Source organism: Leptospira borgpetersenii serovar Javanica, from assembly GCF_003046425.1.
GTDB classification, from domain to species: Bacteria; Spirochaetota; Leptospiria; order Leptospirales; family Leptospiraceae; genus Leptospira; species Leptospira borgpetersenii.
This window is the reverse complement of record NZ_QAJG01000011.1, coordinates 7501-23746: the sequence shown is the minus strand read 5'-3', so window position 1 is coordinate 23746 and position 16246 is coordinate 7501. Positions and strand designations below refer to the sequence as shown.

Here is a 16246-nt window from a genome sequence, read left to right as displayed (position 1 = left end):
TGCCCGTCAAACCGCGTTATGCGGCTTTTATCGTCTGAGAAATGATATCGATGATTCTTTCCATCACGTCCATTAGATCGTAGTCCTTTGGAGTGAAGATTGCTTTGACTCCGAGTTTAGTCAGAGCGTCAAAGTCGTTCGAAGGGATGATTCCCCCAAAGACCACAGGGATATCCGCTTTGTAGTGTTTTAGTTCGTTGAAAATCTGTTCCGCAAGTTCTAAATGAGAACCGGAAAGAATCGAAACTCCGATCACGTCCGCATTTTCTTCCACCGCGGTTTGAACGATCTCCTCGGGTGTTAAACGAATTCCGGAATAAATCACATCAAACCCAGCGTGTTTTGCGGAAACGGCTATCATCTCCGCACCGTTAGAGTGACCGTCTAACCCCGGTTTGCCGACCACGATCTTAGGTCTGGAACCGTTCGCTTTGAAAAACGCTTCCACTTTTCCCCTTACTCGAATCACTTTGTCGGTTTCAAGATTAAGTTTTTGTCCTTCTACACCGGTGGCAGGTCTATATTCTCCGAAGACGGATCTGAGAACGTCCGCCCATTCGCCGGTTGAAATTCCTGTTTTTGCACATTCGATGGAAGCGTGCATTAGATTTTTACCGGCTTTCGCATCCGCTTCAAGTTGAGAGAGAGCCTCTTTGACTTTATTTGCGTCTCTTGTCGATTTTACTTTTGCAAGTACTTCTAAGGTTTCTTCTGCGGATTTAGGATCCACTTTAAAAATTCCTCCGTCTTGATCGGTCATGAGTGGGGAAGGAGTTCCCTCGGTCCATTTGTTTTTACCAACGATGATGAGTTCATTGTTGTTGATCTTAGCAAGACGTTCCGCTTGGGACTTGACGAGCTGAGATTTCATATAACCGTTTTCGATTGCTTTGACCGCTCCGCCCATATCAAGTATCTTTTGAATTTCTTTGTAAGCTTCTACTTTGAGTTCTTTTACTTTACTTTCGACGACTTTAGAACCTTCGAATAAGTCCGGATATTCGAGAAGATCGGTTTCATATGCGAGAACCTGCTGCAATCTCAAAGACCATTGTTGGTCCCAAGGTCTTGGAAGGGAAAGAGCTTCGTTCCAAGCGGGAAGCTGAAGCGCTCTGCAACGTGCATCGCGGCTCATGGTGACGCCTAACGCTTCTATGAGAATTCTCCATGCGTTGTTTTCTGGTTGTTCTTCGGTGAGACCGAGAGAATTCACCTGAACCCCGTAACGGAAACGGCGGTATTTCTCCTGTTTCACTTGATAACGATCTTTCGTAATCTCGTCCCACATTTCCGTAAAGGCGCGCATCTTGCACATCTCTTCTACAAAACGAATACCCGCGTTTACGAAGAATGAAATTCTTCCCACACACTGTTCGAACTCTTCGGCGGTGAAACAATTTCTTTCCTTGATCGCGTCGAGAATTGCCATTGCGGTCGCGAGTGCGAACGCAAGTTCCTGCACAGGTGTCGCTCCGGCTTCCTGCAGGTGATACGAACAAATGTTGGAAGGGTTCCACTTCGGAATGTTTTTCAGACAATATTCGTACATATCGACGATGACTCGGATCGATTGTGCGGGAGGAAAGATGTATGTCCCCCTTGCGAGGTATTCTTTAATGATGTCGTTCTGAGTGGTTCCTTGAAGAAGGGCAACGTCTACTCCGCGTTCCTGGGCGAGTGCGACGTAAAGGGACAAAAGATACATCGAGGTCCCGTTGATCGTCATCGAAGTGTTCATTTCTTCGATCGGAATTTGATTGAAAAGGATTCTAAAATCTTCCAGAGTGTTAATCGGAACGCCGACCTTCCCGATTTCCGGTTTTGCGATAGCATGATCGGAACTATAACCGCACTGGGTTGCCAAGTCGAAGGCGATGGAAAGCCCCGTTTGTCCTTTGGATAGATTTTTTCTAAAAAGTTCGTTAGATTCTCTCGCGTTTGTGTGCCCCGCATACGTTCTGAAAATCCAAGCAGGTTCTTTAGAGGGTTTGCCGGATTTGTCGTATAGGATATGATTTTTATTTTCCATGAATTTTGTCCCGATTCGAGGTTCTCATTGATACTTCAAAATGTGTTGGTAGAATTTCACCCAAATTTTTATCCTTGCTCTGATTTCCGCAAAAACCCTACGAGCTCCCATGGACTTAGAAAGAAGTAATAAAGCCAACCTAATCTTCCTTTTCCTATCTGTGATCGGCCTTGCAGTCGTTCTTTCTGTACTTTACAACTGGTTCGGAGAACCTTTGAATCCGGAGGCGATGGAAATGCTCGCCAATCTCCGTTCTTTAACTGAAGAAGGAAAGTTTTTCTCCGACCAACCCCCACTTCCATTTTTGGTTCTGAGTCTTTGGAAATCGGTCACAGGATTCAACTATACCACGGCTTTGTTTACGCTTTCCGCATTTATTTTTTCTTTGGGGATTCATCTCATCGGATTGATTCTTCAGAGGGAAAAATGGAAACCGAATCATTATGTTCTCTGTTATTTGTCCGCGATCACTCCTCTGACTTATTCCATACCTCTGGTTTTGTATCCGGAATGTCTGAGTTTATTTTTTCTTTTGATTCTATTTCTTGCATTCAGGATGGAGACTTTGGGCGACATATTCATTCTCATCGTCTGTATTCTTGGAAGTGTTTTCTCTCACTTTACGATCTTTTTAGTCGGTTTTACGATTTTCGTAGTCAAGGCAGGAACATTAGGAATCCGCGAAAGAAAGAAACATCAATCCGTTTTTTTTAAAAAAAGAAATATTCCTCAATTGGTCTTGTTGGTGTATGTAGGAACCTTCCTTACGTTGTTGACTGTTTTGATCGTCACAGATTTCTACGGCGTAAATTCTTTCGAAATGTTCTACAAATTGCTCTGGAGTTATCTCTGCAACTTCGGACCTTTGTTTTTAATTTTATATATCGGGAACTTCCTTTTAAAATCCGAAAAAGAGCTCAACACCGTGGCGGCGAGTGCGGTCTTAATCGTAATCCTTCTTGTGTCCGTTTATTTTTCCGTTAAACCGACATCCGGACTTAACGCTGCCAAACTCGGAGCATTCACAAAGGACCTTGTGGGCTTAAAAAATAGGGGAGTGATTCAGACGGACGAAAGAGTTTATACGAGTCCTTCCGTTTCGTCTTACGTGTATTTTCATTCCAAACAAAGATTACAAACGATTCGACCGAAAGAATGGAAAAATCGGGATTATCTGTTTCTTGAGGAAATCTGGCTCGCGGATAAAAGGGAGATGCTCAAACGTTATAAGTTTAAAAATCCTCAATTCGTATTTTTGTCGGGAGAACAGATATTAATCACAGGATTTCTGACAAAAGTTATCTCCGGTGAAAAGGAGAATACACAAATTAAGATTCAAGTTGAAAAAGCAAAAACTCAACTTTCTTTAAAAACCGGGGAGAAGAGATTTAACCGTTTTCTAACGGGGATATTTTCCACCTCTGCGTTAAGTCCGGAACTGAATCCTTGAAGTCGATCTGGAAAAAAAAATCGACCATAAAAAATAAGAACTCCGTCTCTAAAGAAAAAAATACGGTGATATCTCTGCCATTCTACAAAGAAAAATTAAACTTCAAGTCGAATGAGAAACGGGAAGAGCCTTTAGAAAACGAGGACTTGGCCTTAGGAGCCAATGGTCTACCGTTTGAGACTGCATATTGGAGAGATATTTACGGTTCGGGAACGGACGTAGATGCCACGTTCAATGCAAAAGAACATGCACGTTATGCGAAATCTATTTTGAATTTGATGGAAATAAACGTAAATTCGGTGGCGGACTTCGGGTTCGGTAAGGGGATACTTTTAAAAGAAATGGTAAAGATCTTCAAACCCGGAAGAATCCTTGCCATCGATCCTTCCGAACGGATGCTCGACGAACTTCTCGCTCAGAAATGGATTCGTGCATGGAATATTTCCGTATTGAACACGACTGTCCAGGAGTTGGATCTTACGTATTTTATTCATCTTCCATTTGATCTCGGTATTTGCAACTCCGTGGTTCAATACATCAAAGGTGATCTGCGGCCTGTATTTGAAAAACTTCATAAAATAGTTAAGTATCTTTATTTCTCTGTTCCTACAAAGGAAGATTATATTCGAATGAAAAAGGATATCTACTTTGAAGATCCTTACGCTTATGTGAGAACCAAAAAACAATATCTCAAGGCTATCGAACCGTATTTTCGAAGAGTCGGTTTTAATTTTCTGGAAAGCAGATTGGTCGGAGATTCAAGATTTACGGATGAATTGTTTAAGGACGAGTGAGGTGTCATATCCTTTCTCACTTTTTCTCACAGGGGTAGAGGAACTTAAATAGAGTTGTTGAAAAATTCCATGATTCAGATTAACAAAATCGCTTTAAACGTCCATTTCAATGCAGCAGAAGGATAAAGAATTAATTTTTCAACAACTCTAATTTTTAAGACTCTCTCCAGATTGTCTACTCCCTAAAGAATCGAGTCCCAAAACGTTCGCATTCTTCAAGAAACTGAACTCATCCAAGTACAACTGACTGAATTCAGGTCGAATGTAACCGGTAAGCAGAGAAAGCGGTCTTTACTAATCGATGATTCCCTTCAGCGACTTGATTGTGAACTCCATCCTTGCACCAACGATTCTTCGCTAATCTGTATCGAACATCTTTCGACTTCGCACTGTGATTCACGGACCTGTGGTTCTTAAATACTCCAAAGAGCCATGGATATCCTTCGTCAGTGAATAAGGGAGTAGAGTAAGGAAGTTGTTCAACGAGTAAAGGTCCGATCGCGTCAGCTTTCGTGTTTGGAACTGGTTTTGATTTAAGGCGAGGTTGGTTTGGGATACTTATATGAGGAAAAATGCCAAGTAAGAATTATGAAATAAAAACGATCAAGTACGGATGATGTCTTTTTGTGAGATTGATGTTTTGAAAAATAATATTGAAAACAGTGAGCAATTTAAAGAATCGTAAAAAAGTGATATTAGTAGGTTTAGTAATTTAGCAAAAAAAATACATAAGAAGTTATTGGGGGTAAAATATCCCACACTTAAGAATTGATATGAAAGTTGGTTTTAGCGTTTTTCAATGATGTCTGCCCACACCCGCTAACAATTTTTTCCTTTGTTTGAGATTATAATTTAATTTTTAAAATTTCATAGAGTGTTTTTCCGAGAAAAGGTGTGTGGTTATGGTATTAACACACGAATTTGAGAAACGTTATTTCTCACAAGTTTTTTCATTGGTAAAAAGCTTCTCTTGATATTCTAAAATGTTTACTTGTTTTCAAGACATGATACTATTGTCTAGCATGATTTAGAACCTTCATTGTTTGTGATATACGAATCGATATTTTATAAAAAATCATTGTTTTTAAAAAGCTCACAGAATTCGCGCTGAAAAGTTAAAAACTATTCTTGCCGTACTTTGCCATTAAAATTATATGGAAATCCGAATTTGAACTTCAGCGAACGATTGAGTTTTGGAATAAAACGTCGATCAAAAAAACAAAATTAGGACAATAGAATATGAATCCAATCATTCAAAATATAATAGCGGTTATTGCAGGTGCGGTTTTCGGTAGTATCATAAATATGGGAATTATCATGAATAGCGGCCACATAATACCTCCGCCCGATGGGGCTGATGTGACTACAATGGAAGGACTGCAAGTATCCATACATTTATTCCAGCCTAAACATTTTATTTTGCCCTTTTTAGCTCATGCTCTTGGAACATTTGCAGGAGCGTTTCTAACTGCAATGGTCAGTACAAGTCATAAAATTAAATTTGCTTTAGTAGTAGGTATCCTTTTCTTAGCAGGAGGTATCGCAAATATTATAATGCTACCATCGCCGGTATGGTTTACCGTAATAGATTTGTTAGGAGCATATATACCAACAAGTTACCTTGCAGGTAAGCTGTCGCATAGATGAACGATCATTATAAAAGATAGTATGTATTTTGAATTTAAAAAATATACCTAAAATATTTCGTTTGCCTTTTTGGAATCCGAAAACATCCATGGATTCGTTTTGAATTAGAATTACTTGGATTGGAGAATTTATGAAAAAGATATCGATGATATTGATCGTCGTCTGTGTAAGTGGGTTAGGTTTTCATTGTGGTAAAAATCAACCGAGTCGGACAAAAGGAGTGATTGCATTTATAAAAGGGGACGTTTCCATTCAAAGGGGAGAGCAAAGCTTAAAGGCGACCGTTTCTCAGGAGATCTTAAATGGAGATATCGTCGTTACGGGATCTAAGTCGGTGGCTTCGCTTGATTTCGGCGGAAATTCTTACTTGATTGAAGTTCAATCGGATTCCCGATTTCAAATAAAGGAAGAGGCCGATGAAAAAACCTTCTTCCAAGACAAAGGAAGTACTTGGATCCTAACGAACAAGTTAGTGAAAGGGGAGAGGATGAGTCTTCATACTCCGACGACAACTGCGGGAGTGAGAGGAACAAAATTTTATACTTCGGTCTACGGAAATATGACGTTTATTTGCCATTGTGCAGGTCACATAGAATTGGAAAACAGGCAAAATCATACTAAAAAAATCAACGATTCCGATTATTTATCCGTAACAAAAGGGGATAAAACGATTTATATCACTCCGAGTGATTTACAAAAATTGAATGTTCCTTATGTGCACAATCACAGTGAAATCGAAGATTCCCCGCTGGGCGGTCAAAACCAAATGACTTTCGAGCAGTTGCAGATCATAAACGAGTTGGCAAAAAAGAAACTAGAATCCCTCTAATACTTCACCTGAAAAACGCGACCTAAAGTTTAGGCCTTTCGGGTCGGTTTGTAAAGCAGCGGTTTGATTCTAGATTTGAAGAATCTTTCCGCTCAATAAATTACTTCGTATATTTGTCCCTATAAAAGAAACACTCTTATCAAGTTTTATTTTATTTTGAGCATAATCTCTTCTTATTATAAAGTGAAAAGTCCTATTGGTGTGATTCGATGACTTTTAAGATGTTATAAATACCAAATGAGATTACTTTTGTTACGAAATAGCCTTTTAAACTATGTGTACACTCATATAAGCAGTAAGTTCTTCTACTAAATTATATTTTTTGAATAGCAAAAGAAACTGCTTTTGTCAAATGTTCGTATTTTTTTCATTCTGTATTTAGAAACTGGATTAAAAAGTTCAAATCGACTACGTTTTACAATATGGATTTTCAAGTTTGCTTTTGATAAGTAATGAAAAAGAATTTGGATTTCTTTTTCGATAGAACTTGTATCATCGATCATTAAAGCGCTATTATCCATTTATGATATTGAGGTGATCAAGTTGCAATTCAAAACTTACACGAATGCACAAGTTGAAAACGTAAAAATTAAGAAAAGGATACTCTTTTCGCTCTTGGCAATTATTTTTGTATTGCTGTTATTTTTTCTGATTTATGAAAATCTGAGAATGAAAAAAGAAATTGACCGAGTTGTTGGTATGAGAACCCGCGTGATGAAGGATTACATCCGTAGGGTCGGTTCGCAAACGAGGGCACTTGGGTTATCGATTTCGGATTATTTAACCTTTTATGAAGATACATTGGCAAATCCAAGTCTTGTTAAAAAATTCAAAAATTATCCGAATATAAACAGGTTTGGAATCCCCCATATCAGTCGGGAAAATAAGGAAGGAGCCGATTCGGGAACTCTTACCGCAATAGGTTCGGTTTATAAATTGAATCCTTCTCTTCTCAAAGAAATTGAGGCCGCTCTGAACTTAAGAGGACAATTCGAGTCTTTGACTGAAAAACAAAGCGAAGTTGTTTGGGCTTACTATTTATCTAAACAAAAATTCCTTTATATTACTCCGAAGTTTAAGGATGAAAATTATTATTTTACCGATGACCTTTATTTGGGTCCGTATTGGACTCAGGCGACTCCTCAAATCAATCCGACCGGACGTCAAATTATAACCGATCTTTACGATGACCTTGCAGGAAAGGGGCTGATGATAACAATTTCCGAACCCGTTTATGTGAATGAGAAATTCATCGGCGTCGCTTCGATCGATATAGGTTTGGACGCTATGCAAAGAATTTTGGAAAGCGGGGATTGTATCGGAGAAAGTATGCTCATCGATGAAAATGGAAAAATCATAGCGAAATCCGGAACTTTTAAATTGGATACCAGGCTTCCTCTTCCGGTGATTACCATGATTATGGAACCGCAGGACTTGTTTTTCCTCGAAAAAGGAAGTTTTTGGATTAGGAACAAAATTAAGGATGAGGAAATTTGGCTCGTTCATGAAATTAAAATATTTGAATATATTATTTATATAATAAAAAATCTTCTTCCTTTTTGGGTGCTCGTATTTACGTTTTTTATTGTGCTCATATTATATGTCAAGTTGCGCTCTTCGATGAATCAGGTGGCCAAGTTGATTCATACGGATCCATTGACCGGGATCTGGAATCGTAGGGGCTTCTTAAAATTGACCCAGAGATCTCTTACCATTGGAAATCGGCACGGAAAGGATTGGACGATTTTGCTGGTGGATATCGATCATTTCAAACAGGTGAACGATAAGTTCGGACATGATACCGGAGATAAAACTTTGATAAAAGTCGCTCAAGTGCTTAGTCGTTCGATTCGCCAAACGGATGCGGTTTGTCGTTGGGGCGGAGAGGAGTTTGCGATCTTTTTATTCGGAGTCGGTCAGAAGGCTTCTACCGACATCGCCGAAGATCTGCGTAAAGAAGTGGAAAATCAAGTTCGTTTGGACGATGGAAACCCGGTGACGTTGAGTATTGGAGTTTCACAAGGAACGTTGGATTTAGAGGAAGCCTTCGTAAATGCAGATCAGGCGTTATATCGAGCAAAATCTTCGGGGAGAAACCGGGTTTGTGCTTTTGATCCGAAAGTATTTTCCCATTCGGATTTGAAGAATTAAATTGTATCGGAATTTAAATTCGTTTTGGATTTTCTGTAAATCAATAATCTCAATTCAGATTATAACTCTACAAAAATTAAGACATCGAATTTCCTTTTAATTTCAGATCCAAAATAAAAAATAACCAAAGTTTTTAACGCACAATTGATAGAAAAAGAATTTTTAAATTCAATGTTAGTTGATAGAAACTTCTGTATCATAATAATTGCGCAATTGGGTCTGGTAACGACAAGAGATAAATTGATTCTTCTTAAGGGAAGTATCTGTTTTGAAGTTAGCATTGTTGGATTTTTTTTAAGAACTAGAGAGAATGAAAATAAAAATAAAGATGAAGTACGATGGGAAATAACGAATTCATTCAAAATACAAATTTGAATATCAAGCCGGTTATATTGATAATAGACGATGAAGTTGTTGTATTGAAGAGTATCAAGTGTGCAATTCAACTCAGTTTTGGAAGTCGGTTCGAAATAGAAATCGCGGAAGATGCAGATTCTGCCATGGAAATTTTGGAGAGATGTAAATTCGAACAAATCGACGTTCCTTTAGTCATTTGTGATCAGGTGCTGCGTGAAAAAAGCGGAGATGAACTGCTGATTCAAATTCATCAGGAATATCCCCAGATCTATAAAGTAATGCTTACAGGTTATGCTTCTGCAAAAACTCTTGGAAATGCTTTGAATAAAGCAAATCTTTATCGATATCTTTCAAAACCCTGGGATTCCGAGGATTTGATTCTGACTATTTCCGAAGCGGTAAAGGCTTACTTTCAAAATCAAAAGGTGGCCGAACTTAGTTCTAAATTGGAAGAAACGTATCTGTTCAATCGTGAAACCTTGTTTCCGAATTTTGAAAATTTAAAACGAAGAATCGATCAAAGACTGATTGAAAACGAAAGTTCTAGTCTTTCTCTCATTCGAATAGAGTCTTTTAGTTCCATCGCTGAAAATTTCGGAATCGAAACATATCGTAAGGTGTTATCCGAATTCTTATCCGTCCTCAATTGTTTTGTAAGAGGTTACAACGGAGAAATTTTTCATATTTACGACAACATGATTGCGATTCTGGCGAAGATCGAAGAGGATCGATTTTATTCTTTACTTAGCGCCGTTCGTATCTTTCTTAGATCCGAATGCATCGAAGTGGATGGGATTTCTTTTCAGGTTAAAATTTCGATCGGAGTCTCATCGGATCAATCGGACGTATATGATAAGGCAAGACTTGCAATGATGACTGCGAGCAATGATTCTTCCGTTGAATATGTTTCTTATTCGGAGGCGACCAACAAGGTGGACCGAATTTATGCAAATCTTAAGTTGGGTAGGAAGTTCAATGAGGCTTTGAATGCGGGAAATGTTATTCCTTACTTTCAGGGAATTTACGATAACAAGCTCAAAAAAATTACGAAATACGAATGTTTAGCGAGAATTATGGAAGGAGGGCAGATTTATAATCCCGCGATGTTTATTCCAATTGCAAAATCCACGGGATTGATTCGATTGCTCACTCCTTTAATGGTTGAAAAGACGTTTAAATATTTTTCGAAACATTCCGAATATTCTTTTTCCATCAATATTTCCGAATCCGATTTGGATAAGAAAGGGTTTCCACTTTGGGTGATGAATCGCCTTTTGCATTACAGAATATCTCCGGATCGGGTGATTTTTGAAATTCTAGAAAACGATCGTTGGAACGGATCCTCCAATTCTACTCGCTCTCTTCAAGAATTGAAAGAAATCGGTTGTAAAATTGCGATTGATGATTTCGGAGTGGAACGTTCCAACTTTGAGAGACTGATGGAAATTCAACCGGATTTTATCAAAATAGACGGCAAATTTATACAGGGAATTCATGAAAATCAAACTTCATATCGATTGGCAGCCGCGATAACGGAAATGGCTCATACAATTGGTGCTAAGGTAGTTGCCGAGTTCGTATCCAAAGAAGAGGAGTTGGAAGCGGTGAAATCTTTGGATATAGACTATTCACAAGGGTATTATTTAATGGAGCCTGCGGAAGAAATCGTTTATGCGGAAACGGTTTTAAACTTAGTTTGAGTTTCTAATTGATTTTCACGAAATAGTTTCTCGGTGTTTCCTCATGTCTGGGTAAAATTAAAATTCAGTGAATTTGCAATTTTAATTTTACCCCCTCATACTATAAGCTGAAAAGCATTTTGTAATCGATTCAAATATACTCCTTATAAACACAAAGAGGCTTTTAAAAAATCTCTTTTGTTTTGGGGGTCAAGAATGAGTCAGGCTGTAACAATCGAGCACGAATTAAAAGAACTACAGGTCAATACAGTTCGTTATAAACTTTTAGTAATCGAATTTGCAGGTATGGTCAATCATGAAACTTTAAGGGGAATTCCGGCTAAACTAAGTTCGATCTTTTATGAGATGGAGGGAATGTTGGTATTGGACATCAGAAAAGTGACTAATCTCAATTCGGAATTTGTGCGGGCTTTTACTGGAATTTTACATATCATTTCCGAAAGATTTACTCGATATTTTATCATAACAGCAGATCAAAAAATCTATAACTGGATTATGAATTATAATAAACTGAGAGAGGTCAAACCGGTGACAGATTTTGACGAACTCAAAGAGGCTTTGGAATTAGATTCTTTAATTCAGGAGTTTGAATTCTAAAATCCGAAAGTTATTTCATTTCAAGATAATTTTATTCATCTTATATTCTGAAGAGAACACTTTTAGAGAATAAGTTATGATGTTTCTTGTAGAAGGGAACTCACTCTATTACACTCGTCTATCTGGTTTCGTTCGTAATAACGAGCCAGATAGATAATTTTAAAATCTTTTCCATTTTCAAAAATAAGTTTCTTCTTTGTATATTTATTTAAATACCCATTAAAGTCTTTTCTTTGTGTTTGATTGATTTAAAAAGTTTCCTATTTGTTTGAAGCATACTACTTCATAGATTGTTTTAAAATTTGGAAAATTGAAATCAAAAGCTTACTGAATGATACTAAGGGAAAATGATTTGTTGCTCGAATCTATTTTAATAGCCTTAAAGTTTAATTTCAAATGATTTCTTAATAAAACCACTTGTCTGAAAAATTAAGAATCAACCTTTCTACGCACAAACTCGTCATCGCTTTCGGATAAACTCTTCAGAAAGATAAAGAGTCTGAACACAAAGCATCTTTGGATTCTTGAATTCAGATTATAACTAGGGGAGATTCAGATCTGAAATTTTGCTACAGTAGACGCAATAAAAATTTCGCAGACGTATAACAACTGCTCGGTTAGTTGATTAGCTCCTATATCTCCATAAACAAAGCACTGAGTCTATTTGGTTAATTTGTATTTGTTGACCAAATAGATTTTTTTTTGCCTCTTATGTTTTGAAGATCGATGGCCCCGTTAGATGATATTTCTTGCTCTGTGTCGAAATCCATGATTTGAAAAAAAAGGATGTGAGCATCCGTGTCCAGATGAGAATGTAAAATTGGGTTCTTAAGTTGTGAGTTGTTTTTTTCGTTTTCAATCCCGTGTATAAAAATATTAAAAACCGTATCAAAAGCACTCGAAATGGAAAAGGTGGTTTCTGATAAATACTTTGGATTGACAATTCCGTCTAAAGCAGCGATGAGCGTGTCGATCGTTAGTTCTCGATTGAGTTCTTTTCGAAAAATTCCGCTGTCTTGTCCTTCTTTTATTATGTCTGCTAGTCTTCTGAGCCTTTCTTTGCGAAATTCCTTCATCATCATAAAAAGATCGGGGCGAAAGTTTTGTATGTCATTTACAAATGGTTTCCCCATTTTGGAGCCGAGTTCGGTGATGATGAGTAGAATCTCGTTAAGTTTTTCTCTGGGATTTTTGGATTTGTCTTTGATGATTGCTTCGTGTTGAGTTGTAATTCTTTCTTTCAAAAAATTGAATACGGCGTTGATCAATTTCTCCTTCGCATCGTAATAACGATAGAGTGTTCGTTTACTAATTCCTATATGTTTTGCGATTTCATCGGTGTTTGTTTTGGCAAAACCTGCAGAAAGAAATAAACGCATCGTTTTTTCTAGAATTTTTTCAATCATGTTAAAAAATTATTTTGTATCCTAGCCATTCGACTTGAAATTATTACTCAATGCTTCGACTTTTTGAGAATTTATAGGTATGTTCAGATGTTCGTTCTTAGATCCGTTTGTTAGAAAAGTATTTATTCTGAGTCCTTTTGGAGAGTAGCCGGTCCATTTTTTACAAGCTCTGTGAAAAGACGTATAAGAATTGAATCCGCATTCGAAAGCGATATCCAATAAATTCATATTCCGTTTTTCCACGAGAAGTCGAATTGCGTCGTTTATTCTATTTTGATTGATGAAATCCGAAAAACCTATGTTCTTATAGTTGTTTAAGTAAAAGGAAGCTTGGTGTAAACTAATTCCTAAATAAGCTGAAAGGTCAATTAGGCGAATGCTATCATCTGCATAAAGTTTTTCTTGAATAAAACCTTTGATTCTATCTTCTGCACGTTTTAGATCGTCTTCTTTAAGAAGATTTTTTTCTTCCACTGCATATTCGTTAGATTCGAAAACTTCCATTTCCAATTTTGGGTTTGTTTGTTCTATGATCTCTTGAATTTCCGGGTTTAGAATCGGTTTTTGCACGTCCGTCTCATTTTGGATTTTTATTTTTCTTTTTAAAAGATAGAGAATAAAAATGGAAAACATATAAGTATAATATGAAATGTTATTCCAATAGACGTTATAAAACAAGGTTCCAATTAGATTTAACAAAGCTCCAAACCCAATTCCCCCAAGGATTGGTAGCAAGGAATAATATTCTTTTTTGAAGTTTCGGAAATGGATCAGGTAACCCGATTCTAATACGGTGAAAGCGCAAACTCCGAAACAAAAAAGTTCCCCTGTAATTACCATAGAAAAGGATTTTTCAAAGTACATTAGAAATAAAAAGGAGAGAACGATCGCAAATGCCGCGTTTCTAAGGATGATTTGGCAGGATACTTGGATTCCAAGAATCGTCAGTATGACAAGCCGAAGTAGTAGAAAAGAATAAACCGAAATTCCACAGATTAGAGAGATCAATTTAAATTTAGATAGATCTTCGGAAGTCGCTATTTCTGGAATTGTTTGATTCCAGATCGCTAAATAAACGACGAAAAAAAATACAAACGTGAAGAAAATATTTTTTTCGATCAATCTTTGTAGAGTGAATTTTTTTAAAAAGATTCGTACTTCAAAATCCGATAAGATTTTCAAATTATACATGTAGTTTAGGAAATTCTGGATGAGTGTATTCATGAACAATGAGCTCTTTAGTGTTGTAGGATTTGAATTTTCAAATCGAGAACCTCTGGCTTGGTCTCGTCTTTTTTACTTTGATTTTTATTTATCTTTTTTATTAATGCAGAGATAAGTTTTCGTTTTATTTTGCTAATTTGCAAACAGTGAAATATATAATTTAAGAATCGATTTAGAATTAAAAAATTTCGATATAACAATTCGATTGTTTGTAAAATGCAAATTTTTCTAAAGTGCAATGAAATCATATTAATATGAACAGTTCTTCTATAACTTGAATCATTTAAATCAAAGAATAATGTGTCTTGAGCGTTCCTTAAGAAATGATTCTATTAGCCATGTCTTGGAAGGCGTAGTATTAGTAAACTAAAAAATTGACAATCAGTTTCCCCTATGTCAGATAGGCATTCAATTTATGTTATAAATGTGTTTTAATCTCGACATTGCGGCTTTGTCGTTTCTTTAGAATTTTTTTTTCTAAAGAAATAAACTTTTATGATAATTCTAGTTCCGTTTAAAACTTTTCTAAATTGAAAAATTCTTATAAAAACAAGTTCGTCTTGAAGATAAAAAGTTAGAACCTTATCTTACCTTAAAAATCAGATTAAAGATTTATCTTTTTATTGCGGCTATTCTGGAAGTTACTAACTAAAATAACGTGAGTTCGGTATAACAAATGCGAAAGCGATTATTATGTTGTGATTTGTAGAGGCGGTACTTTAGTTTGAAAAATTCAGCTATGAAATTTGCGAATGATTCGCCTGAACTTTTTTATATCGAATTCACGTTAAATAATGGATCTTGTAGTACGATTTGGTACTTGATTCATGTTCACGGTAATTTCCCAAACAAAGGTCGCATGGCATAAAAAAGATAAATGGGATTACAGATTATCACAAAATTCGATACCATGAGTAGCTTTGTATTTGTTGTGATTGAAAACTTAATTCTCTTACTTTGCCGGGATTGAAAAAAATTTCATTCTTCTTATATTATAATCTGTCCTAAAACCTGAGAAAAAATCAATTATAATCGTCTAGAAATTCGCAATAAAACGTAGGAACTCCCACATTAGACAATTTTGGGATAGATTCTTAGATAAAACGGGATTTTAATTCTGAGAATTGATGAGTTCTTTTCTAAATTCTCTCGGAGATTTTCCTGTGAATTTAACACAAGCTCTATGAAATGAAGAGGCGGAGTTAAAGCCGCATTCTAAGGCAACTTGTAATAAATTCATGTGTGACTTATCGCGAAGGTTCCGTTTTACATCTTCGATCCGGTTCATATTCAAGAAATCCGCGAATTTCATAGACATGTGTTTGTTGAGATAATAGGAGGCTTGGTGTGTAGAAAGTCCGAGATAAGAAGCAAAATCAGGCAAACGAAGTTCTTCATCCGCATAACCTCTCACTTGGAGAAAAGAATTGATTCTTTCTTCGATCTTGTCCAATTCCACACCTTCCAAGATATTTCTAGTAAATTCGGTTTGGTTTTCTTCGGATTCAATTAAATTATTCACCGGAAAATCCGAAAGGGCTTGGTTGTCTGCGAGTGTTTTATTAGATTCAACGTAAGTTTTATTGAAAAGAACAGGAAAGAAACGTTCAATTAAGGTAATATAGGCGATCATAAACCCGGGAATGAGCTCTGAGAACATAAGCATTTTTGTAGAACTCGTCAAGGTTCCGGCCAAATCCAAAATCAATGAAGAAGTGATAATGAGTGTGATAAATGGAAAGTTGAAAAATACATTTGCTTTTTTGGAAGAATGAATTTTGAAGATGGCCCATCCGGACGCGTAAAGGGTGATTAGAACTGTAGCCGAATCACAAAAACAAATGTAAATCGTGCCCGGTAAAAAAAATGCACCTACCATTGTAATTGGGATGGCGACGGTCAGTCTTTTACAGTAATACCAAGGATTCTCCAAACCGTCAAGGATGAACATTATACAGATTAAAACCGCAATTGAGGCATAAAGAACTAAACCGAAGTAAATTCCTAAAAACATGGGGTCTTTCATCAATCTTGGATCGGTTTCTTGCGGAAAAATTACTTT

General features: G+C 36.8%; 11 protein-coding genes and 1 pseudogene (1 of these 12 cut by a window edge). 7 read left to right on the top strand and 5 right to left on the bottom strand.

The features are described from left to right. Positions 1-16: 16 nt before the first annotated feature. Complete coding sequence (locus CLV95_RS10430; RefSeq protein WP_002728924.1) at positions 17-2029, bottom strand: protein meaA; 2013 nt, start codon at positions 2027-2029, stop codon at positions 17-19. Positions 2030-2138: 109 nt separating this feature from the next. Here CLV95_RS10430 and CLV95_RS10425 point away from each other — a divergent pair, with 109 nt between their 5' ends. Next, on the top strand, positions 2139-3479 hold the full coding sequence (locus CLV95_RS10425) for a hypothetical protein (protein ID WP_107694945.1): 1341 nt from the start codon (positions 2139-2141) through the stop codon (positions 3477-3479). Positions 3480-3625: 146 nt separating this feature from the next. Continuing rightward, positions 3626-4273 (top strand): class I SAM-dependent methyltransferase, encoded by a 648-nt coding sequence (locus CLV95_RS10420; RefSeq protein WP_369747205.1) that lies wholly within the window; start codon positions 3626-3628, stop codon positions 4271-4273. A gap of 147 nt (positions 4274-4420) precedes the next feature. On the opposite strand, the pseudogene CLV95_RS19370 reads toward CLV95_RS10420, so the two are convergent. Then, positions 4421-4796: pseudogene (locus CLV95_RS19370) on the bottom strand (transposase); the annotation flags it as partial. A gap of 716 nt (positions 4797-5512) precedes the next feature. On the opposite strand from CLV95_RS19370, the gene CLV95_RS10410 reads away from it, so the two are divergent. The 5 genes from CLV95_RS10410 (at position 5513) to CLV95_RS10380 (ending at position 11554) form a co-directional block, all read left to right on the top strand. Next, a complete protein-coding gene (locus CLV95_RS10410) occupies positions 5513-5920 on the top strand; it encodes a hypothetical protein (RefSeq protein ID WP_016749222.1) in 408 nt (135 codons plus the stop codon). 130 nt (positions 5921-6050) lie between these two features. Beyond that, complete coding sequence (locus tag CLV95_RS10405) at positions 6051-6749, top strand: FecR family protein (RefSeq protein ID WP_002734872.1); 699 nt, start codon at positions 6051-6053, stop codon at positions 6747-6749. Positions 6750-7292: 543 nt separating this feature from the next. Next, a complete protein-coding gene (locus CLV95_RS10395) occupies positions 7293-8900 on the top strand; it encodes a sensor domain-containing diguanylate cyclase (protein WP_002739682.1) in 1608 nt (535 codons plus the stop codon). A gap of 338 nt (positions 8901-9238) precedes the next feature. Then, positions 9239-10957, top strand: a complete 1719-nt coding sequence (locus CLV95_RS10385) for an EAL domain-containing response regulator (RefSeq protein ID WP_002735050.1) — start codon at positions 9239-9241, stop codon at positions 10955-10957. A 195-nt stretch (positions 10958-11152) separates the two neighbouring features. Next, entirely contained in the window at positions 11153-11554 is a 402-nt protein-coding gene (locus CLV95_RS10380; protein WP_002768222.1) for a hypothetical protein, read from the top strand. Between the two features lie 668 nt (positions 11555-12222). On the opposite strand, the gene CLV95_RS10375 is transcribed toward CLV95_RS10380, so the two are convergent. The 3 genes from CLV95_RS10375 to CLV95_RS10365 all read right to left on the bottom strand — a co-directional run. Then, a complete protein-coding gene (locus CLV95_RS10375; RefSeq protein WP_002734901.1) occupies positions 12223-12960 on the bottom strand; it encodes a TetR/AcrR family transcriptional regulator in 738 nt (245 codons plus the stop codon). 21 nt (positions 12961-12981) lie between these two features. Further along, on the bottom strand, positions 12982-14151 hold the full coding sequence (locus CLV95_RS10370) for a helix-turn-helix domain-containing protein (RefSeq protein ID WP_002734969.1): 1170 nt from the start codon (positions 14149-14151) through the stop codon (positions 12982-12984). 1144 nt (positions 14152-15295) lie between these two features. Continuing rightward, positions 15296-16246, bottom strand: the 3' portion of a protein-coding gene (locus CLV95_RS10365) for a helix-turn-helix domain-containing protein (protein ID WP_002735105.1). It continues 189 nt past the right edge of the window; 951 of the gene's 1140 nt are visible here — the last part of the coding sequence; its start codon lies beyond the right edge, outside the window; the stop codon is at positions 15296-15298.

Bases quoted from the DNA above. Each gene is read 5' to 3' on its own strand.
- CLV95_RS10425 (WP_107694945.1), top strand. From the start codon at position 2,139: ATGGACTTAGAAAGAAGTAATAAAGCCAACCTAATCTTCCTTTTCCTA.
- CLV95_RS10385 (WP_002735050.1), top strand. From the start codon at position 9,239: ATGGGAAATAACGAATTCATTCAAAATACAAATTTGAATATCAAGCCG.
- CLV95_RS10370 (WP_002734969.1), bottom strand. From the start codon at position 14,151: ATGTATAATTTGAAAATCTTATCGGATTTTGAAGTACGAATCTTTTTA.
- CLV95_RS10430 (WP_002728924.1), bottom strand. From the start codon at position 2,029: ATGGAAAATAAAAATCATATCCTATACGACAAATCCGGCAAACCCTCT.
- CLV95_RS10410 (WP_016749222.1), top strand. From the start codon at position 5,513: ATGAATCCAATCATTCAAAATATAATAGCGGTTATTGCAGGTGCGGTT.
- CLV95_RS10405 (WP_002734872.1), top strand. From the start codon at position 6,051: ATGAAAAAGATATCGATGATATTGATCGTCGTCTGTGTAAGTGGGTTA.
- CLV95_RS10380 (WP_002768222.1), top strand. From the start codon at position 11,153: ATGAGTCAGGCTGTAACAATCGAGCACGAATTAAAAGAACTACAGGTC.
- CLV95_RS10375 (WP_002734901.1), bottom strand. From the start codon at position 12,960: ATGATTGAAAAAATTCTAGAAAAAACGATGCGTTTATTTCTTTCTGCA.